Below are 23,280 nucleotides of genomic sequence, written 5' to 3'. Positions count from 1 at the left end.
CTGATTTTTAGCAGACCGTCCCACCGTTTCGGCTGCGCAAAAGGTTGTTTATCAGCGTCGGGATGCGGGAATCCCGGAGTTTTGGAAGGATTGGCGCATGTCGATGCCATTTGATCGTCAGACTGCTGGCGTATTGCCCAAAATCCCTTTGAATCGTGGAAATCGCGCGCGTCTGCGCCGCCACGACCGCGCCCGGTTCGACCGGATCAAGGAAGCCGCCTGGCGATTGCTGCTCGACCCGATGGAACAGCGGGTGCTTCTGAGCGCCGATCCTTTGACAGTGAACCTTGCCACGACAGCTGGTGCTGCAGATGCCGTGACCGTCCGTTTCTTTGAGGGGGCGGCGACTGCTGACCCTGCATTGACCGTGCAAAAAGTGTCCATCCAATGGAGTGGCGCATTGGGTGCAGGCGGCCAGGACATTTATGAGATCGGCACGAAAGACGGTTTTGTCATCAACACCGGCGCGGGCGACGAATCCGTCTCGATCGTTTTCGACAGTATTGTCGGAACACTTGATCCAGCGTTCTCCATTGTCGTGAACACCGAAGGTGGCGACGACTCGATCACTGTCACCAGTTTTGCGGCGGGATACGGGGGCGATCTTAATCTGTCCGCCGAACAGATCACGATCAACAGCGGTGTGTCGCTTGGCACGGATACTGCGAAGATCGGCAAGGTCACGCTGGACGCGCAGGCCAGCGCGACTGGAACCGGTGTCACACCCGTCGCCAGCGTGACGATCAGCGGGTCGATCGTGTCCGATGATGTCGTGACCATCTCTGCCGAGGCAGTTGCCGCAAGTAATACTGTCGGTTTCGCAGCATTTGACATTCAGGCGACTGCGACTGTTGCTGTGGGCGACGATGCTGTCATCCGCGGCGAGGCGATCTCGCTGACAGCTGGCACCAGAGTTGACGTCACCATCGCCAGCCCGGCCAACTTTACTCTTGTAGACGATATCGTCCAACAGTTCATCGCAGACAATAAGGTCCAGACGACAACGACTGTCACCATCGGCGCGGGTGCCGAAATTGTCGCGGGGTCGGGTGATCTTGATACCACCAAGGCTGGCGACCAGTCCCTGTTCATCGGGGCCGGAACTGTTACCAATATCGACATTGATCTGGAGTCCGCAGACAGTTTCTTTTCGGGGCTCACAGATCTTATCTCAGGGCTCGACGAGATTAATTTCGGCAGCGGCGATGATTTCATCGGCGGCTTCGACCTTCTGATTTCCACTTTGGACGTTGCACGCACCACAGGTGTCCTGATCAACGGGACCAGCGACGATGTAACGACGATCAACGCAGGCGGGCTGGCCGATATCACGGCCACATCCGGTGGCGAGATCAGCCATGTGATCACGTCGGATTTTGTCGGCGTTGCGATGACGAATTTCAGCACCGATGTGACGCAGATCATCGGGACGCATCTGTCCAGCGAGACCCTCGGGCTGTCGCTGCAGGCCACATCGCTGACGCAAAGCATCAGCGAAGGCAAGGTGGCAACCAACCAGTCTGGTGATGCCGGAACGAATGATACCAGCAATGTCGCCGCAACGCGCGTGACATTGTCGGACAGCACGATCAATGCAGGTGCGGACGGCATCCGTATCGGTGCCACCGATCAGGCGCGGTTCTATGCGACCTCTACGTCTGCCACTCTGGACCCCAACCTGTTCAAAAAGGTCAGTCTGGATTATGCGGCCGCCCTGAACCTGCTGAACCGCGATACCAAGGTCACGCTGACCAATACCGTGCTCGATGCGGATGGTGCGGTGTCTGCACGCGCGCAAAGCGCTGTCTGGTCCATCGTTCTGGCCGAAAAGATGCAGGCGCTCGGTGAGGATGAGACTCCTTTCGACAACGGTACCAACAGCGGTACTGGATCGGCCTTCGTCTTTGGCGGCACGCTGGCCGTCAACGAGATGAACGGCGATGTCAGCGTCACGACGACCGGCGGCCGGATCGAAGGCAGCACGGTCACGATTGACGCGACGAACACCGCCATTTTCAATTCCCGTTCCGAAGCGGGTCAGTCGCTCAGCGGCAAAAGCGGCGGGGCCGTGGGCATTTCCGCTGCCGTGAACGTGCTGGGCTTCCGTGTGAACAGCTATCTGGGCCTGGCCATCGACGCGCTGCTGGGCATCGGGATGGGGACGACGCTGGACGGTTACGGCGCGGCCGTGACGATGACCGGCACCGCCGTGAATGCGACCGGTGCGGCGGCGATGACCGCGAACAACCAGCTCAAGGCCAATGCCTTCATGTCGAACGCCGCAAAAAGCGAGGCGGACTCGGCGTTCAAGAACAATTCAGGGGCCGCCGCTGCCTTTGCGCTGGCCACCAACAAGATCGCAACGCGTGCGCGGGTCGATATCTCGGGCACCGGTGGGAACATTGTCGCCGGTACGCTGGACGTGACCGCCAAGGATGACGCGCAGATTACGGCAGAAACGCTGATCGTGTCGTCCAGTGTATCGTCGTCCAACTTTGGGCTGGCGCTTGCCGACACGCTGATCGCAAGTTTTGCCGAAGCCAAGTACCGCACTGATGGCACCAATGTCTTTGTTGACGGCCCGCGCCGTCTGTCGCTGGAAGTGCAACCGTCAACACTCGTCGATCTGACCTTCGGTGATCGCGTGATGTTGCTGCCGTCGTTCGAAGCAAACGATGATCGCGACGGCACCGCCAGCACGACCTATCGTTTCATGGGGGCCAGTGCGACGGGCGTCGATCTGACGATGACCGATTTCACCGACAAGTCCCTTTGGCAGGCGGCACCGGAAACGGACATTGTTCCGACCGACATCAACCTGTCCGAAACCGAAAGCACCGCGCTGGGCGGGATGCTTGTCCGCAACGAGGTGAACACCGAGGCTGCGGCAACCGTCGCGAATATCGTCATGACGATCGGTGGCGACACCACGATTTCCGCGACCGAGGACACGCTGGTCACCGCGCTCGGTGACATCGGCATTCTGTCGTCGGGCGGCAGCAGCCTGACAGGCGGCGGCAAGAGCCTTGCCGCTGGTGGCGCTTTGGTCATCAACACTGTGCGTGGTCAGGCCACGGCCACGGTCACCAATGTGGCAGGGTCGGTCATTACGGGCGATCTGGCTGTGCTGGCGACAAACACGATCACGCTGGATGCCACGCTGAATGCGATGATTACGTCCGAGGACGAAAGCGGGTTCCTTCTCATCGCGTTCAACACGCTGGGGTACAACCCCGGCAACCTGCTGGAGCAGACGCTGGATGCGCTGATCGGCCTTGAACTGGGCACCAAGACTGTCGCCACAACGACCGCAGGCATCGACAGCGACGGGATCACTGCGCGTTCCATCACGGTGACCGCCACCAACGAAGCAAACCTGACGTCGCTGCGCACCTCCGAGGCATCTTCTGTGGGTGCGGCCATGTCCAATGCGGGCGGCAAGGTGATGTCCGGCACGTTGGTGTCGAACGCGCTGGCGGGCGGGGCAGAAGCCTATATCCGCAACGCCAGTACAACCGGTATTACAACGACGGGCGGCGGCGTGTCCGTCACGGCGGATGATAATGCGACGCTGAAAGCGACAAGCGCCTCGATTGCTGCGCAATCGGCCGAGACGGATATCATTGGCGGTGCGATCAATTCCATCGCGCAGACATTGCTGGATTCCTACACCTATACCGACAAATCCGGCACGCAGGCGCTGAATTTCGGCGATACCGTCTATGTGGACGGCGTCATCTACAGATACCTTGGCACGGGCACCACTTCGACCGATCTGGCGGAAGAGAACTACGAAAATCTCGACCTGTGGAAAGTGATGACCGCGACGACCATCGTGCCGTCGCAGATCGCCAAATTGATCGCCAAGCTGGCGGGTCTGAAGGCGGGCGATTCCAAATCCAGTTTCGCGATGATTACCCGCAACGAGGTCGAAGGCGGTGCCAAGGCTTTCGTGATGAATGCCACGATCACGGCGCAAGGCACGATCGAGGTCACCGCGACCGAACGGTCCAGACTGACCGCGTTCGAGACCAGCCAGATCGACGCCAAGGAAACCAAATCCGGTGTGATCGCAACCAACGCCGTGCTGTCGCAGGCGCAGGCTTTCGTCGAAAGATCGACGCTGACAGCCAATGGCACCGACAGCGAGATCATCGTCAAGGCGCTGAACCTGATTGTCGCCGATGCGACCGTAACCGTGGCCACCAGCGCCAAAGGCGACGCGCTGGGTCTGGTTTTTGCTTTCAACACAGTTGGTTACGACAACCACAACGTTTTTTTCCAGGCGGCCGAGGCGCTGCTGGGCGCGGATTACCTGACGCCACTGGTCAGTGAAAACCGCACCTATGGCGCGGAAGCCTTTGTCAACCGGTCCACCTTGACCGCCGATGGCGATATCAGGGTTTCTGCCGAAAGCCGTGACCTTGTGGGTACATTGGACGGCACCGTCACCGCACAGATGCTGGACGATATCAGCGACGTGCGCGGCGATTCCGATGATGCGGCGAAAGATGCGGCCTTTGTGGATGCGCTACGTGCGCAGCTGATCGCAATCGGTGCATTGGATGCAGGGTCGACGACAGGGCTGAAGGTCGAAACGCTCGCCGTCGGGCGGCAATGGTATGTCATCGCCGAGGACGGCACGATCTGGCAGGTGCTGGCCGAACGCAATGCGGACGACACGGCGACGCTGGTCAATGTGTATCTGGTCAACCTATTGAATGCGCGGATCGGCAATGACCAGTCTGTCAAGGCCAAGAACGACATGGTGCTGGTCGACCGCTTTATCGCGCAGGACAAGCTGGACCAAGACGAAGCCGCCGCAAAGGAAAAAGGCGAGGAGTTCAAAGGCAAGCTGAAATACGGCACCAGCGGTGCGGCGGCGGGCGGGATCCTCGCGTCCAACAAGGTGCTCAGCGAAACGAAAGCCTGGATTTCCGGCGATCTGGCGCGGTTCAACGCCACGCAGACGGTGTCCGAACTTCTGACTGGCGACGTGGTTCGCAGCGGCGAGACACTCTATCGATACGACGGCCCAAATCAGGTCCGCGTCACGGCCTACGATTTCCTGAGCATTACCGAACCGGTGGCACTTGCCGATCAGGCGACGATCAAGCTGTCCGCCGATATCACCGAACAGGTCCTGGATATCGAGGGTCTCGAGTTCCTGACGAGAGTCATCTTCCGGGCAGGGGATATCCTGCGCTACACAGGCGCCGCGCAATCCGATGTGGACGGGATTGATCTCGAAACATTCATTCGCGCCAACAGCGGCAGCTTTGCCGTTATCAATCCGGTGCTGGCGATCAATCTGTCCGCGATCACCTACGCGACTGACCCGAATTGGACTGCGGTTACTGCAACAGACGTCTTTACCGTCACCTCTACCAATGGCACGGTCACGGTCTTTGCGGCCGATACCGCCAACCTGCGCGTCGATGCATCCCTGTCCGTGCTGGCTGAAGTGTCTAACAATATTGACGGGTTCAAGAAACTCGCGGCACAGTTCACTGCTGAAGACTATAGCTATACCACCTCGTCAGGCGTCCAGAACCTGTTCGCAGAGGACGTGATCCGCATCGGCACAACAGGCCCGGCGTCCGAGGTCGGCAAGTTCTACCGCTTTATCGGTGGCGGACTGGCGGGTGCCTTGGGCACGCCGCTTGCACAGGCCATTCCGGTTGATCTTGGCGCACTGGTCGCTGACAACACGACGACGGGTGCATTGAACCTTCTCGATGCTTTGTATTGGGAAGAAATCTCTGACGACATCGACCTGTCCGATGCGCTGTTCCCCGATCTGGGGAACCTTTCCGATTCCAGCAGCAAGGCGATGGGCGGCATCATCATCCTCAACGACGTGCAGGGCGGCGTGTCGGCACGGATCGACAGGATGACCGTTATCGCGGACGCAGATGTGGATGTGACCGCAATCGCCAATGCCTCTTTGTTGGCCAATATCATTTCGTCGGTCGAAAGCTCGGGTGGCTCTGCCTGGGGTTCGGGCGATTCCATCGCGCGTCAGGGTGTGATTGCCACCAACGTCGCGCGCAATTCCGCACTGGCCGAGATCGCAAAGTCCGATGTGACCGCAACCGACGGTGATGTGACCGTTACCGCGCTGCAGCAGACCGTCATGGACGCGACCGTGAACGTGACATCGAACACCGGCGACGAAGGCAAGACTGTCACGCTGGCGTTCAACTCTTTGGGCTACAATGCCTCCAACGTTTTGTTCAACTCGATCGAGGCTGTCACGACAGACCCGACCTTCCACCGCCTGATCGACCCGTCGAATCCGGCCTCGGCCAAGGCGCGGATCATCGACACCAACGTCGCCGCTGGCGGCGATGTAAGCGTGGATGCGCAATCGGCCGAACTGCTGAACGCGACTGTCTCGAACACGACCGATTCCGCCGCTGGCGCGCTGACCGGCGCGAATGGCAGCGCCTTTGGCCTGATTATTGCCTCCAACAAGGTGCTGGGCGAAGCGTCGGCCTTGATCGACAATGCAAATGCCTTGACCGCAACAATCGATTCAGGCGGCGACATCAGCGTCACCGCAGAGGACCGCCAGCGCCACTTCTCCAACGTCAAGATGGTCGCCGCCAGCGCCACCTCGAACGACGGCGGCGCCGCTGTGCTGCAGGAAACGCTCAACGATGTGACCCGCGTTGACTGGGTGATGACAGGACAGCCGCAACCGGCCGCCTTGCGCTTTGGCGATCTGGTACGCGTGGCCGACAGCGTCGATGATTTCGGCGGCAAGATCATGCAGTACATGGGGCCGAACAATCCGGGCGTCTTTATCGACCTGAACACCGTCAATTTCGGCGACACCGATTTCTGGAAGGAATCGCTGACCTCCAAGCTGATCCCGCAGGGTCTGAACGTCCCCAATGCTGGCGAAGAGGGCCAAGACAGCGACAGCACCGCCACAGGTGCGATGTTCGTCTATAACGAACTGAACGGCAAAAGCACCGCAGAGGTGCGCCATGCGATCCTGCGCGCCGATGTTGACATCACCATCCGCGCCACGCTGAACAGCGAAATGAACGCGACCACGGATGCGGCGACATCGTCGTCTGGCGGCACCGTCGCAGGGACCGGCACAAGCCGCGCGATCAGCGGCGTTGTGGCTACCAACCTGCTGACCGGCAGTGCGACGGCATCGGCACAGAACGCGACACTGACGGCGCGCGCCGACGAGTCCGACACCACCGGCAATGTGACGGTCGAGGCGCTGAACACCGTCAAAATGACCGCCACGACATCGGCCATCGTGGCGACAGGCGATCAGGGGTTCAACGTCCTTCTGGCCTTTAACTCAATGGGTTATGCGCCGACGAACCTGTTGTTTAACTCCTTCGATGCACTGGTGGGCGACGCCAACCTTGCCGATGATCTGGCCGCGTTGAACACACGTGTGCCGGTGCAGGCGCATGCCTTTATGACGGGCGTGACCGTGGATGCCGCGGGTGCGATCATTGTCAATGCCGTCAACAACGCATCGCTGACGGCGCTGGTGAACAACGAAACGACCAGCGCTGCCAGCGCATTTGTGGATGCCTCCGGCAAGAGCGTCAGCGCGATCCTGTCGATGAACAAGATGCTGGCAGGCGCACGCGCCGAAATCGACGGTGGCCAGTACTATGCCACCGACGGCGCGAAAATCGACATCAAGACCGGCGATCAGGTGATCGCGGCGGACGGCACGGTCTATGAGCGGACCGGCGGCGATGTGACTATCGACTTCGGCTCTGTGGGCGATTTCGCGGGTGGCGCGGGCTGGACTGCGACGACAGTCAACCTGCCGGCAATCAACACCCTGTCCGCAGGCCGCGCAGTGATCGTCACGGCAAGCGACGACTCCTCGATGGACGCGGACAACGTGATGCAGGCCACCACCACCGTGGTGAACGATGGTGGGCTCAGCATCCTGACCGGCCTGCTGGAAAACCTCTTTGCCGATTACGCCTTTACGACGTTCTCGGGTCTGCAACTGCTCCGGACGGGCCAGCAGGTGCTGGCAGGGTCGAACATGAGCCCCGCACAACAGGGCAATCGCTATCTTTATGTCGGCCCCAATTCCACCGCACCCGTCAATCTGGCGACCGTGGACTTCACCAACGCCAGCCTGTGGCGCGAGGTCGATATCGACGATATCGAAAGCCTGATCCCGCCGGGGATCAACCTGAACGTCACGAAATCCGATGCGACGGCTGTCGGGCTGATGTTCTCGGTCAACGATCTGCAATCTGGCGTGATCGCGCGGCTTGCTGCAGCGACTGTCGATGTCGAGGACGGGTATGTCCTTGTTTCCGCAGTTGAAAACGCGCTGATGGATGCCTTGAACGAAGGCACCGTCAAGGCGGACGGCGGGTCGCTTTTTGCGGAAGGCAGCAAGGTCGTGGCGGTGAATGCCAATGTCGCGACCAACAACGTCACCTCCTTTGCTTTGGCCGAGGTGATCGACGCTGACGTAACCGTCGGCGATGCCATCGCCGACAATGATTCGACGGCAGCAGTCCGCATCGCCGGTCGCGCGGGTGATGTGCAGACCATCACGCCGAAAGACGGCGATCTGGTCGTCATGTCCAAGAACACGGCCGGAATCCATGCCGCGATCGACACCAGCACCATCGCCGAAGGTGGTGGAGGCAAGACGGTTGCAGTCGGTGCGTCCATCGCTTTCAACTCTGTCGGAGTGGACGGGCAGAACATCCTGTTCAATCTGGCCGATACATTCATCGGCACCACTGTCGCGACCCCGAACCCCAGCAGCGCCACCGCGCGCGTGGCGCGGTCCACCGTCGATGTGGCCGACGACCTGTCGGTGACAGCCGACAATCTGACCACGATCAATGCGGAAATCGTCAATGCTGCCGTTGCGACAGGTGTATCTGTCGCCGATAGATCGGACGCCGTCTCTGTCGGCGCGATCATCGCCATGAACCGGACTGCCGCCGATACCGTGGCCGAGATTGTCGCGGCCCCGACTGTGCAGGTCGGCGGATCTGTGACGGTAACGGCTGACGATGTGTCAGCGATTGATGCGACCGTGACAGCAACCAGCGTTTCCGCAGCGGTTGGCACAGGCGGGTCAAAATCCGTCTCGGTGGCCGCAAGCTTTGCGCGCAATGAAATCACGTCGAACGCAAGGGCCGAGATCCGCTTGGCCGAGGTGACGGCGGGCGAGGATGTGGCGATCACAGCCACGCGTGACGCACAGATCATGGCCAAAGGTCTTTCGGCTGCCGTGGCCGTCGGTCTGACCGCCGGTGGCGGTAATGGCGGTGATGTCAGCTTCTCTGGTGGCGGCGCTGTTGGCTTCAACTCCATCCGCGGACAGGCGACGGCGAAGGCCGTCAGCAGCACGCTGGATGCCGCAGGCGATATCAAGGTCGACGCAAAAAGCATGGGCCGGATCGATGCGACCGTTCTGGCAGCCAGCGTATCCGGCATGATCAATATCGGCGGTTCGGGGACAAAAGCTGTCGGGATCGGTGTGGTCTATGTCGACAACATGATCGGCTATGACCAGACGACGCCTGACCTGTCGGGCGAAACCGTGCTGACGACAGCGCAATCCGTGACCACCGTGCAGCCCGGCACCTATGTGCGCGGTGCCGATGGCACACCGATGACGGGGCATGTCTACCGCTATATCGGCAATGCGCCGCGACAGGTGCTTGCTCCCAATCCTTCGAATGCCGATCCGGCTCCCGTCGTGACGAACGGTGTCGATCTTGCGATCGAGGATTATTCCGACACCAGCCTGTGGGAACGCGTTGACCTGATCCGCAACGGGCAGGCAACCGCGCTGGCCTCGCTCGACAATGTCAGGATCGGCGTTGACGGCGATGCGCCCGATTCACTTTCTGTCACGGCTTTGTCGGCCCAGACGATCAATGCGACCGCGGCAGCAGCGGCAGTGGCAATGGCCGGGTCAAGCGCCAATGCAGCCGCCATCGCAGGTGGCGGTGCGGCGGCCCGTAACCGGATCGCCGGTGGTGCCATTGCCGAAATTACGGGGAATGCCAGCGATATCACGGCAGGATCTGTTGACGTGGTGGCCCGCGACGCGAGTACGATCAATTCGCTGGTCGGTGCAGCGGCAATCAGCGCTGCTGTCTCAGGCAAAACTGCTGTTTCCGTCTCTGTCGGGCTGGCGCTGGCCTTTAACGAGGTCGCCAACCAGACGACGGCCCGCATCGTCGGTGCCGATGTCACCGCGACAGGTGCGACAGGCGTCAAGGTCACGGCAGAAACCGCCCCGCCCCGCAGCTTCGAGATTGCAGCGGGCGGACTGGTCACAGCGGCCGGTCTAGATGACCTGTCCAAGCAGGACGTACTGCTGGACGTGAACGGCGAACCTGTGCTGGTTGCGGCCGGCGAACCCGTGCTGGACGCGAACGGCGATCCCGTGCTGGACACGAACGGCGAGCCCGTGCTGAGCGACGTAGCCGTGGTCACCGATGCGGCGCGCGACGGCGACATTCTGTCTGCGCTTGTCGGGCTGATCGATGCCAACCTTGCTGACGAAACAGTCGCGGGCACCGTCGGCAATCTGAGCGAGCTGGTCTTTGCGGCCTCGGACGATGGCAGGGGCTGGTTCCTGATCGACGGTCTGGGCCGCAAGTTCACCCTGATCCCCGGCGCAGGCGACACGTTCACCGTCGAAATCGCCACGATCAATGCCGTGTCCGCAGCAGCGGCCTTTTCGGTTGCAGGCGGCAAGTCGGGTGCCGCCATTGCCGGAGCGGGTGCCTATAGCGAAAACGTCGTGCTGTCGAATACATCTGCCTATATCGATGCTGCCCGCATCGCGGCAGAGCTTGGCAACGTCGAAGTGGCGGCCACCAACAAAAGCGCGATCAATGCGATCACCGTGGCTGCAGCCATGTCCGTGGGCCTTGGCAAGACCGGGATCGGTGTATCCGTTGGCGCTGCGATCTCGCAAAACCTGATCGGAGCTGCGGCGCGTGGCGTGGGCGACTCTGTCGGCACATTTGCCTATATCAAGGACAGCGAAGTCTCTGCATTTGGCGATGTGATCGTGACGGCTCTGTCCGAGCAAAAGATCAATGCGCTGAACGTCGCCGGATCGGCCGCCATTGCGGGCGGCAAGGTCGGCGTCGCGGTTTCGGGGTCGGGCGTCTATGTCCGCAACGTGATCGACTCTGACACATCGGCGCGGATCATCGGCGATATGGGCGGCACTGACGCCGCCATCGAAGGTAACAATGTCACCGTCAAAGCCGAAAACAAGTCTGTCATCAATGTTATTGCGGCCACCGTGTCCGTGTCTTTTGCCTTTGGCAAAGGGGCTGTGGCCGTGGCACTGGGTGTCACCGTCGCCGAGAACCAGATCTTCGGTCTGACATCGGCCCATATCACCGATGTGAACAGCGGCGGTGTGCTGGCGCGGACCGGCGACGTTCTGGTTCAGGCCAGCGACAGCGCGCGTATCAATGCGATTGCAGCAGCCGGCGCGCTGGCCATTGCGGGCGGTGCCGTCGGTATCGGGGTGGCCCTTGCGGGTGCGCTTGCCTTCAACCGGTTGGGTGCGGGGGTATCCGCTCAGGTCAATAACTCACTTATCACGGCCGGCCGCGACGTCAGCATTCTGGCCAGCGCCGACGGACGCATCGATGCGGTGAACGGTGCGCTTTCGGCGGCATTGGGCGCAGGTGGCACCGGTGTCGGCATCGCCATCGGCGCAGCCTTTGTCAGCAACCAGATCGGTTACCAGACCGGAACGATGGTCGCGAACCACACCAGCGACGAGACCGTCAACCGTGGCGTGATCACGGCTGGCAAGACCGTGCAGGTCACGAGCGGTATCCATGCCGGACGCATGTTCCAGTATATCGGAGAGACCCAACTGGAAGGCAACTATGAGCTGGATGGCGATAGGAACCGGGTCATTCCGGCAACCATCGACCTGAGCACGGTCGATTACAGCAACCCCGAACGGTGGGTCGAGGTCAATCTCGACAAAACAGGCGTGCTGATCTCTGCCAAATCGGTCGGAAGCGATATCGTCGCAGGCCGTGATCTGTTGATTGATGCGCAAAGCAACCAGAAGATCAATGCCGCCTCTCTCGCTGTGGCTGCGGGTCTTGCGTTCGGTGGCACTGGTGTCGGCGTGTCCCTGTCGGGTTCTGCTGTTCTCAACCGGATCGCGACGAAGCCTGAAGCTGCCATCAGCGGCAAGCTCTTGAATGGCGTCACCGCGCGGACTGTCACGGTGCAGGCCGATGACGAAAGCACGATCAATGCGGCCAGCATCGCAGGGGCCTTGTCGATTGCTGCCGGTGGCACGGGCGTTGCGGTGTCGTTGGGTGTGTCGTTGGCGTTCAACGCCGTCGAAAACGCCGTTTCTGCCAGTATTGATACGCAGGCCGATGTCACCGCCACCGGACTGGTGAACGGCAACAGCATTCTGGTGCGCGCAGGTTCTGCCACGCAAAACGCTGAAAACACTCTCAACCTCTCAAGCCTTGGCTCGGCTGACGAAATCTCTGACGACCTCGACGATGCCGCCGGCACCGATGTGGAAATGGTAGATGGCGCAGAGCGCGTCGTGCAGGCCGATATCGACGCGGACCGTCTGGTGCTCCAAGCGCTGAAAACCGCTTTGCAATCCAATTTCACAGTTGAAGGTGACCTGCGCATCAGCGTGCTGCTGGAAGGCCAGCGCTGGATCGTCGTCGACGGGTCCGGCACATCCTGGAGCCTGACACGCAACGGCAGCACCTTTGTCGCGGAACGTGCGACGATCAATGCGATTGTCGGTGCGGTATCGTTGGCTGCGGGCTTTGGCGGCACAGGGGTCGCCGTTGCAGGCGCGGGTGCCTTTGGTCAGAACGTGGTTTTGTCCAACGTCTCGGCGCATATTTCGGATGCGACTGTCGCGGCGCCGGTGGGCCACGTCAAAGTGCTGGCGGATAGCGCCTCTTTGATCAACTCGGCTGTTCTGGCGACCTCGGTGGCTGTGGCTGCGGGCGCGACCGGCGTCAGCGCTGCCGTCGGTGTATCGGTGGCGCAGAACTATATCGGCAAATCCGGCGCAACCGGTGCTGCCTTGGCGGATACCGCCAAGACAGAGGCGTTCATTTCCAACAGCAGCGTGACCGCAGCGGGTGATCTGGTGGTCAAGGCGACGTCCTCCAAGACGATCAACGCGCTGGTCTTTGCAGGTGCAGCGGCCATCAGCGTGGGCGAGACGGGTATCGCTCTGTCAGGGTCCGGCGTTTCTGCTGAAAACCTGATCGCAGGATCGACCGAAGCCCGAATCACGCTGGGTGACCAGACGGTCCGCGGTGGCACGATCACCGTGCAGGCGCTGGATGTTTCGCGGATCGAAGCCATCGCTGCGGCACTCTCTTTGTCGCTGGCTTTCGGAAATACCGGCGTGTCGGTCGCGCTGGGTGTTTCCGTGGCGCAGAACACGATCGGCACCCTTGTGCGTGCCGCCGTGACCGAGGTGAGCGCGGCCAGCGCGGGTAGCTTGATCGCGACAGCCGGAAATGTGCTTATCGATGCGCGTGATGACGCGACGATCCGTGTCATTTCTGCTGCGGCGGCGATTGCGGCGGCCGGTGGCATCACCGCAGGCGTCGCGGTGTCCGGTGCCGGTGCGCTTGCGTTCAACCGCATCACCAACCGCGTCACCGCAGAGGTCGTGGGCGCCACGATCAATGCAGCCACGGCGACGACCTTCGTGCCGACCGGCGAATTTGTCGCCGCAACTTCGGGCGCAGGCAGCCAGATCTTCAATCCCGACAACAGCTTGAACGCGAACTATCTTGGGGCTCTCACGCTGGCCCGCGATCTTGTGACCGGTGCAATCATCACGCGCCCTGTCTTTGCCGGTGATCCGCCGCTGCAGGTCGGGACCGAGTTTGCGCTGGTGCCGGTGACAGGTCCGACCCTGACCAACGATCAGGTATTTCTGCCCAATACCGCACTGAATGCGCGGCCTTTGGTTGAATACAAAGTCAAATCCGAAGAGGTCACCCGTACGATCACCGACAGCAACGGCGATCCGGTTGAGGATACGATCACTGTCCTGACTTTCCTGCCCTTGTCGGACCCCGATGGAATTGGCCTGCGCAGTGTCTTCCTGCCTGACCCGTCCTTTGTGGACCCCGTTCCCGCCAGTCCGGTGCCTGCCGTCGTAAGCGCGCTGGTGCCCGTGCTGATGCCGGGCGTGGCCATCAGTCAGGACGTCGCGATCACGGCAACCGGCAATGCCCGTATCGAGGCTGCGATCATCTCTGCCGCCGTGTCCTTGGGGATCGGTGGCGTCGCCGGTGTCGGCGTGGGCATCGGTACGTCCTATGCCCGCAACGAGATCGGCAACGGAGACACAAGCGGTGTGTTCGCCCGGGTGCAGGATGCCGTCATCACTGCCAACCGCGACATCACGGTCAGCGCGCTGATGACGTCGTCGATCACGGCGCATGTCGGCAGCTTCGCTGTCGCGCTGGCTGGCGGTTTTGTCGGTGTTGCGGGTGCAGGCGCGGGGGCCTTTGCGGTCAACACGATCAATTATGCGGTCGATGCCAATGTCACGGGCGCAACCATGACCGCAGGCCGCGCGATGTCCATCACGGCCGCCGACAATGCAACCATCAATGCAACGGTCGATTCCGCTGCTTTGTCGCTGGCTGCAGGCGTTGTGGCTTTTGCTGGGTCTGTGGCGGTATCAACTGCCCAGAACACGGTCGACAACTCAATTTCGGCCTCTGTGAACAATGCCGATGTAAGAGCAGCCAGTCTGGCAATACGCGCCACAGACGACACCACCGTGACGGTTGTCTCGCGGGCTGCGGCGCTGTCTGCGGCGATTGGTCTGGGCGGTGCGCTGTCCGGCGGCGGCGCCTTGGCCGAGATCACCGCGACCAGCACGGTCAGCGCCCAGATCACCGGCACCGGCAACGCGGGTCACCGCGTGAATGTGGGCGGGACCGTTACGGTCGAGGCGCTCAACCGCTCTGACCTGTCTGCAAACGTCAAGGTTCTGAGCGTCGCCGCAGGTCTTGTCGGCCTGGCCGCAAGCGGCTCGGTCGCGCGGATCAATACGCGGCCTGTGGGCGGTGGCAACAGTGTGCAGGCGAATGTCGGCGGCGTGACGCTGACTGCTGGCACGCTCAACATGGATGCGCGCTCGCTGATCAAGACCGCGGCGGGTGTCGAAGGTATCACCGTGGCATCGACAGCCGCCGTGGGTGTCAGCGAAGCGACGATCCTGACCGGCGCGCGTGTCGGCCTGCAGGTCGGCAGCAATCAGGGCAGCATCACTGTCGGTACGTTGAATGCAAATGCCATTTCGGACGGCAATCCCGAAGGCACCCGCATCGCGACCGCGGATGCAAGCGCATCCGGCGGCGGTTTGCTGATCGGCGTCAATTCGACCTTCGTCAGGGTGTCCAACACCGATACCGTTGCAGCGCGCGTCGGCAATGGCGCGACAGTCAACGCCGCCAACTTTACCATGACCGCCGCGTCCAACGTGTCGCAGCTTGCGACGTCGCGCGCGGCCAGTGCAGGGCTTGTGGGCGTCGGCGCTGCGGTGTCGATTGCGCAAAGCGATACCAATGTGTCCGCGCTTGTCGGCACCGGCGCAAAGGTCAACGGCGTCAATGTGACGATCAGTGCAGGTGGCCAGAGCAACAACGACGCCAGAACCGAAACCGGTGCTTACGGCTTGCTGTCCGGTGCTGCCGCCGCGCCGCAGACCGATACAAAAGCGACGATTACAGCCGGTATGGCCGATGCGACATCGCTGGCCAACCGCGCCGAAATCAATGCCACCGGTCTGCTGCGGGTGTCCGCATCGCAACTGAGCCGGATGGATACCGAAGTTGTGACGGCATCCTATGGCGCCATCGCCGGTGCCGGTGCGGTCGCCGACAACAAGCTGTATTCCAAGGTCGATGTTGTGCTGGGCAATTTTGCCAAGGCACAGGCGGGTGCCATGGACCTGCAAGCCACCAACAAACTGTTGCGCGTGGCAAGTGGCAACGACATCAACGGCAAGACCGGCGGTATCGCCTCTGGTGCCAGTGCGACAAGCGACACCCGCGCGGAAATGCGCACTGCGGTGACCTTTGGCAACAATGCGGATATCGACACGACCAATCCGCAGGGCAAGCTCTATGCCAAGGCGTTCAACGAAATCGCCTATACGGACAAAGTCCGGCTTGAAACAGCCGGTGCCCTGTCGGGTGCCGGTGCCTTCGTGACGTTCAACCAGCGTGAAGACGGTGTGTCTGTGCCGATCACGGCGGATATCAACGTCGGCAACAATGCACGGATCGAAGCGCGCGGAGAGCTGGAGTTCGAAGCCTCGGGCAAGTTCAACGTCTATCTGCAGTCCTATTCCGAAACCTATGGTGCCGCGACCGTGGCGCTTGGCTCTGCTATCATCGACATCCAGCCGCGTAACACGATCACTGTCAAATCCGGTGCCCAAATGCTGGCCCATCGGGACATGTTCCTGTCCACCGGCACCGACCGCAATCTCAAGATCGAGGACAACAGCCTCGAAGCGCGGGTCGACAACTTTGCCGGTTCGGCCATCCCGATCGACGACCTCAAGACACAGGCCATCTATCTGGTCCGCAACGTCATTCTGGTCGAAGGCGCACTGGCAGGCAATGCGCGTGCCGTGGTCGAAAGCTATCTGAACATCGACCTCAATGCCGACTCGATCGGACTTGCCTCGGTGATCGGCATGGCCAAGGGGACGAACTGGGTTTCGGCCGTCAGGGACGGCGTCAACAGCCTCTTTGGGGGTGCGGACAATTCAACCGGTCCGGGCGAAGGACTGGCACAGGCGCGATCCGAAATCATCAACAACGGTCTGATCCAGACCGGCGCGCGGCGCAATCTGCAACTGACTATCGGAGAGGAACGTGACGCCAGCGGAAACCTCCTGCGGTATACATATAACGGCACGCTTGATCCGAACTTTACCGGCACCCGCACACCCGGATCAGCCGAGGGTCTGCTGATCAAAACCAGAGAAGTATCCCAGTTCATTCCGTCTGCCGGCGAGATTGCCCTGAGAGAAGCGCGCACCACGCTTGAAGTCTATGGCGTGAAAAACGCTAACGGGACTTTCGACGATGGAAACGCGTTCACGAAGTTTTACCTCGACACAATCGCGCGCATAGAAGGCCAGATGCTGGCCGCTGGTGAAGCGATCCTCGTCGGTGGTGTCGTTGTGCCGATCAACCGCGAATCCCGCGTCATTGTTTTCGACGATATTGTCGCTGCAGCGGGCCGGATCCGTATCCTGACCGACCAGTTGCACGGGACGGGCACGTTCGACGCGCCACAGAACGTCAACTTGAGTATCGACAGCAATTCAACCGCATCGCTGCAGTTTGGTGAAATCTATATCCCCGAACGCAACGGGGGCGTTGATTTCAATGGTGTCACAGTCACGGCGGCCACGTCGATCGACGAAGTCCGCAATGCCGTTCTGGGGCGGAACGAGGTTTCCGTCACGCAGGACAACCGCCCGCTTGGGATCGTAGGCGGACTTGGCTTTCTTGGGACTGTGGACTTGAAGTCGCCCAACAGCCTCGTGTTTACGCCACAGAGTATCGCAGAAGGCACGGGGTCCGCCCCTGTCATCAACGTTCAGGTCCTCAAGAACGTCCGTACGGTGCCATTCGGTACCGTCAGCCTGCCAACGAACGATCAGGTGGTCACTTTCACCGGTCGCGTATTTGCTCCTTTGGCCCAAGTTGGCGTTTTCGGGCCTGCGGGCTCGAACGAGGTCAGCGTCGTTTTCCTGGCCGATGTCAATGTCGCGAACGTCGTTATCAGCGTTGGCGGCACGATCGCCGTCGATATCAAGGGCGATTTGCACACCAACGGCGACCCATACGGCAAGTTCATCAACAGTGGCATCCTGGGAAATACTCCGCTGACTGCGGGGACATTGAATGCGCTGCGACCGGATCCGGGCATTCTAGACCGTGTAGCAGAGATCAACCGGCTTGCCGGTCCACAGACCGGCAGTTCGGCCACCTATGTCGACGACCGCACAGGTCAGCTGGTCCAGCAGGGCATGAAGGCGAACACGATCCTGCTGCGCGGCGGATATGTGAACGTCAACGGCCTTATTCAGGCAGGTCAGTCGGAATTCACGCTGATCCTTGGTGATTACGTCCGCAACCAGTTGCTGGCGGCCACCGGCGTGGTGAACATCAATCTTGGCAATCCGGACTTTTTCGCGCGGTATGATGCCGGGCTGAAGCAGCTGACGATCCTTGCGATGAGCCCCAAGGGCGGCCAGATCGATATCGAAGGCCGGATCGTTGCCACAAGCCAGGGCAAGCTTATCAGCCATGCCGGTTATCCCAAGATCAGCATCATCAACCAGATGAACATTGCGGGGATCGCTGCGCTTCAGGGGCTGACTATCGTCATCGAATCGATGGACGTGTCGCAGAAAGGCGTGGGCACGATCGTCCTGAAGGACAAGACACGCGGTGTGCGCAACGACGGGTCCGACCTTGCCACCCACGCGACGATCTACACAACCGACGCGAATGGCGTGGTCACGATGACCGGCGGCTTGATCGATTCCCGATGGGATCCTTTGCTCTACAATGATGCCGATAAGGCCCGCTTCGGCCCCAAAGGCACGGTGAACACCACTGCGACGCATTCATCAGGGGCCAATGTGCTGACCTCTACGGGTGACGCGATCACCTCAAAGCTGGGCTATGGCACGGCGACTGGTTTCCGCTATGGCTGGGTCGTGGGCGAAGGCGCGCAGGTCAAGGTCGTTCAGGAAAAAACCTACCGCTCGCTCTGGGGCCTCGATTTCCTGTTGGCCGATACCATCAACATGCCGGTCGTCAGCAGAACAGTGCTGAGCACAAGCCTGCTGCCGAACTCGAATTACTTCTACTTCGATTCCAATACCGACACGAACCAGCTGGCCTATACCTATAACAGCTCAACTGTGACGACCGAGCAGGGCACACCCAAACAGACCGCCTATTCGACCACGACAAGCTGGTATGGCAAATCCGAGACCTTCATCCAGATCACGACGATCAATCAGACCTTTACCAAGCACAACCACACGATCGCGGCGAACAAGACCATCGACATCGAATTCACCGGCTTCAACCAGAGTGAATTGTTTGTAAACGCGGGTCAGGCCAACCTGATCATCGCGGGTCAGATCACCAACGAAAACGGCAGGACGACCTTGATTTCGCAAGGGACCGTTACGACCCAAAGCGTCGCAGCACAGGGTTTGACACCGTCCGTTGGTGGCCGGATCATCAATATCACCGGCCTTGCCGGTGTCGGTGTGCGCGATTTCGGGCTGATCCGTCCTGCGGATTCCCAGTTCTATACACCCGGTGACAGCCGCGCGCTGAACGCGCTGCAGGTGAGCCAGTCGGCGAACGGTGTGCTGAATGTCACCTCTGTCGGTGATATCCTGCTGCAACAGCGGTCGGGCGATCTGCGGATCGGGTCGATCATTTCCGCCGGTGACGGTCTGGTCGAAATTCTGGCCGGCACGCGCGGTCAGATCGGCGCAGGCGTCGGCGGGTCGATCCTGAACGCGTCCGGCGGCAGCCTTGTCAAAGGCGGCTCGATCCGTCTGGATGCGGACCGTGAAATCGGGGGCGCTACAGCAATCACCATCGATACCGGGGTGCGCAGCACCGATGTGCTGACCGCCTTCGCGACCGACGATATCAACCTTTACCAGAACACCAATTCGCTGCGCGTGTTCCAGATTGCCTCTTCAGCCGGTGATGTCACCGTGACACTGGAAGGCGAAGGGAATGATCTTCTGGACGGAAACCAGATCCAGGAAATCGACGTCCGCTCGCGCGAAGCGCTGTTGGGCGGTGTCTGGGGCGACATGCAACTGCTTGGCGACGTCACTGTCCTTGATGCCAACGGCATCGCTGCCGGTCCTGCGGGCGACAAGATCCGCGAAGCGATCGCACGCCTGAACAATGCCCGTGTCGATGATTACCGGACCTATTGGTCCTGGCGCAATCTGCTGACAGCCGAGGAGCTGCAGGCTGTCGTCGATCGCACGGCGCTGATCAAGTTGTCAGAAAACGGCGACACCAGCGGTTTGCAAGGCTCTATCGCTGCGCAACTGATCGCATCTGGCCTGTCCCCAGAAGACGCCAACACGCAGGCGGCGTCGCAAATCGTGACCTTGCAGCAGACCCGCACGGCACAGTTCCTTGAACAGCATGCCCGCTATGGGGCCGAGACCGCGGAAAACACAGATCCCAACATTGATCTGACAAGTGCGGCCGAAAAAGAAGAGATCAAAAGCCGCTTCAAGGTCTGGACCGAGGCAGAGCTGCTGAACGCGATCGGATCGGGCCTGCTCAAGCCTGTGACGGACACGACGATCAACATCGAGGACCCGAACATCATCGGGGCCAGAGTGACGCTGAACGTGGAGGGCAAGGTTGGCCGCACCGAGGGTGAAGTCACCATTCTGTTGTCCGAAGGGCGCAGCCTGACGCAGGACGAACAGCTGATTATCGCTGCAGCCGAACGCAGCGACCTGTTCTTCCTCGTGACCGAGATCGAAACCGTCAATGTCACCTTTGACCGCGCGAGCAATTCGATGACGCGCAGCTCGGGGACATGGAACGCTGCCGGTCAGCCAGAGTTCTTGGTCGGGCAGACGATTCAGGTGCAAGGCGGCGATCCCGTCAATGCAACCGAGAATGGCCGTTATTACGTCATCGCCGGTTTCTCCGGCGACGGGCGGACGATGTTGTTTGAAAACACAGGCACAACCTTTGCGCAGGATGTCCTGACGGTTGCCTTTACAGACCCGATTGCCAAGCAGGTGCGTGTTTCCGCCATCGTGAACGACCCGTCAGGGTCCTCTATTGCGGTCATCGCCAATTTGGGCGGCGATACGATCACGCGCACAGGCGGGACCCACGATTTCCTCGGCAACGCACTGAACGGCGGGTCGGCCATCGACGGCTTCCGCGTGGGTGACTATATCCTGTTGTCCACCACGCCCGCCTATACGCCGCAGGCCTTCGCCGCGAAGGTCGAAACCCTGAACGCGAACACCAGCACCACGCTGTTCCGTATCGCAAGTGTCACGGCAAACTCCATGACGCTGATCGATGAAGATGGTGACCCCGTGGCGCTGGTCGCGGAAACCGGTGTGACGCTGACGATTGACGAATTCGTCAAACTCGCTGGTTTGCAGGTGCAGCAGCGCGAAGACTTCAACATCGAAGCCAGCGACAGCGTGAACATCACCTCAATCGGGGAAACCTTTGTCGGGTCGGAAAACCAGATCCTTCTGGGGGCCATCACGGTCACCGGCGATGGCGCAGGTGCGGGCCAGTTGCGGCTGAAGGCTGGCAACGGGATCATCAGCAACGTTGACGCCTCGATCACCAACATCACCGCCGATTCCGTCGTGCTCGAAGGCGGGCGGGGGTCCATCGGACGTCTGGCCAACGAGACGCTTCCCGAAAACCGCATCTACATGGAACTGTCCGAAGGCAGTATCGTGACAGCGCGGTCGCAGAATGAAATCGTGCTGGCCGAACGGACCGGCGACTTCCTTGTCGGCACGATCTATTCTGCAAGCAGCGATGTCGATATCCGTGCGCTGGATGGCGATATTCTTGACGGGTTCGGCAATGATCTGGTCAATATCGAAGCCCGCAACATCATCCTGCAGGCGTCGGGCAATATCGGAACCGCCGACAATGACCTCGATCTGGAGGCGCGTGGCAACGGGCAACTGACCCTTCTGGCAGGGGGCAACATCTATGTCACCGAAGCCGGCGACATGAACCTGCGCCAAGTCATCTCTACAGGCGAAACAAGCAGTATCCGCTTGACGGCAGAGGGCAATATGTTCGACGCCGACAGCAGCGATGCGGCGGGTATTGCGGTCATCACCGGTTACAACATCGAGACGATTGCCGAATTCGGTCTGATCGGCGGGCTGGGCAAGGACCTGCGGGTCAACACCACTGGCGGCGTGCTGAACGCTTCTGCCCTGTTCGGCAACATCCGCATCATCGAAGTGAGCGACGATCTGATCCTTGACCAGGTCGGTGTCGGTGAAGGCTTTACCGCCTTTATCACGGCGATAGCAGGGCGCATCCTGAACGGTGCGGCACTGGGCGTGTCCAACGTCACCGGCGGGCGGGCCTTCCTGACGGCCAACAGGGATATCGGGCAGGCAGACAAGCGGCTCTTTACCACTATCGGGTCGATCCAGGGTGTTTCGACGACCGGCTCTGCATATATCTTCAACGACGGTGCGATCCGCGCTGAAACGAAAGACGGGACAGCCGAGGCATTCCGCGTCGCGACCGACTTCTTCATGACGGCGACCAGCCCGATCGACGTGCGTCAGAACATCATCGCGGCCAGCGGCAACATCAATATCATTGCCAACGAAAGCGTCTTTTTCACCCAAGCAGATTACGACGCAGCGCGTGCCGAAATCGAAAATGCCGATTACGGGCCACGCACAACTCCCGAGGAAATCGCGGCAGCCGATGCTGCGAGAGATGCGGCGCTTGCGGCTTTCCCGCAGAATGTCGATGACTACAACAACAACTACGACACCGTGACGATCCATCGGGGTGTCTTGGTGCAGGCGCAGGCCGGCAACGTCAACATCTGGGCGGGCGATCATGTGATCGTGCAGGGCGCGGATGCAGACAACGTCGCGGCACGAGTGATCGCGCACGGGAACATCAACATCTTCACCGATGTGACGACCAACACCGAAAATACGGACGGGTCCGTCAATCTTGGCTCCAATCCGCAGATCGTGTTCGACCCTGCGCGCTATGACAATGCGGGCGGCGACGTGTTCATTGACGGTGTGTTGCAGGCGACAGGCAATGTGTCGATCAACACGCGTGCTGCTGGCACGGCCAGCCCTGCAGGCGTCGAACAGCGCGATATCGTGCATGTGACGGGGACCATCACCGCCACGAACGGCAGCATCCAGATACTCAACCGCGGCGACATCACGCTGGACGGCGCAATGACGGCGGGTACGTCGGTCTTGCTGAACACCGTGGCCAATCCTGCCGACGGGCAGGTCGGACCAGAGCAACAGGACGTCGTGACGATCAATGCCGCGATCAGCGCGGGCAACCGGATCGACGTGCAGACGCGCGGTGACGTGACCGTCAACGCAACGCTGACAGCGACGACCGGCGATGTCGCGATCACGACCATTGCCAGCACGCCCGA

Annotated in this window: 1 protein-coding gene; it reads left to right on the top strand. The window is 60.7% G+C overall.

Annotated features, from left to right (window positions below; all coding sequences use genetic code 11):
* Positions 1 to 97: 97 nt before the first annotated feature.
* On the top strand, positions 98 to 23,280 hold a 23,183-nt coding region (locus tag VCK47_RS08740), incomplete at its 3' end, for an LEPR-XLL domain-containing protein (RefSeq protein ID WP_322892276.1).

It is taken from the genome of Yoonia sp. 72 (genome assembly GCF_034652275.1).
Classification (GTDB): Bacteria; Pseudomonadota; Alphaproteobacteria; order Rhodobacterales; family Rhodobacteraceae; genus Yoonia.
The sequence above is the reverse complement of the archived record's forward strand: the minus strand, read 5'-3'. Positions and strand labels throughout refer to the sequence as shown.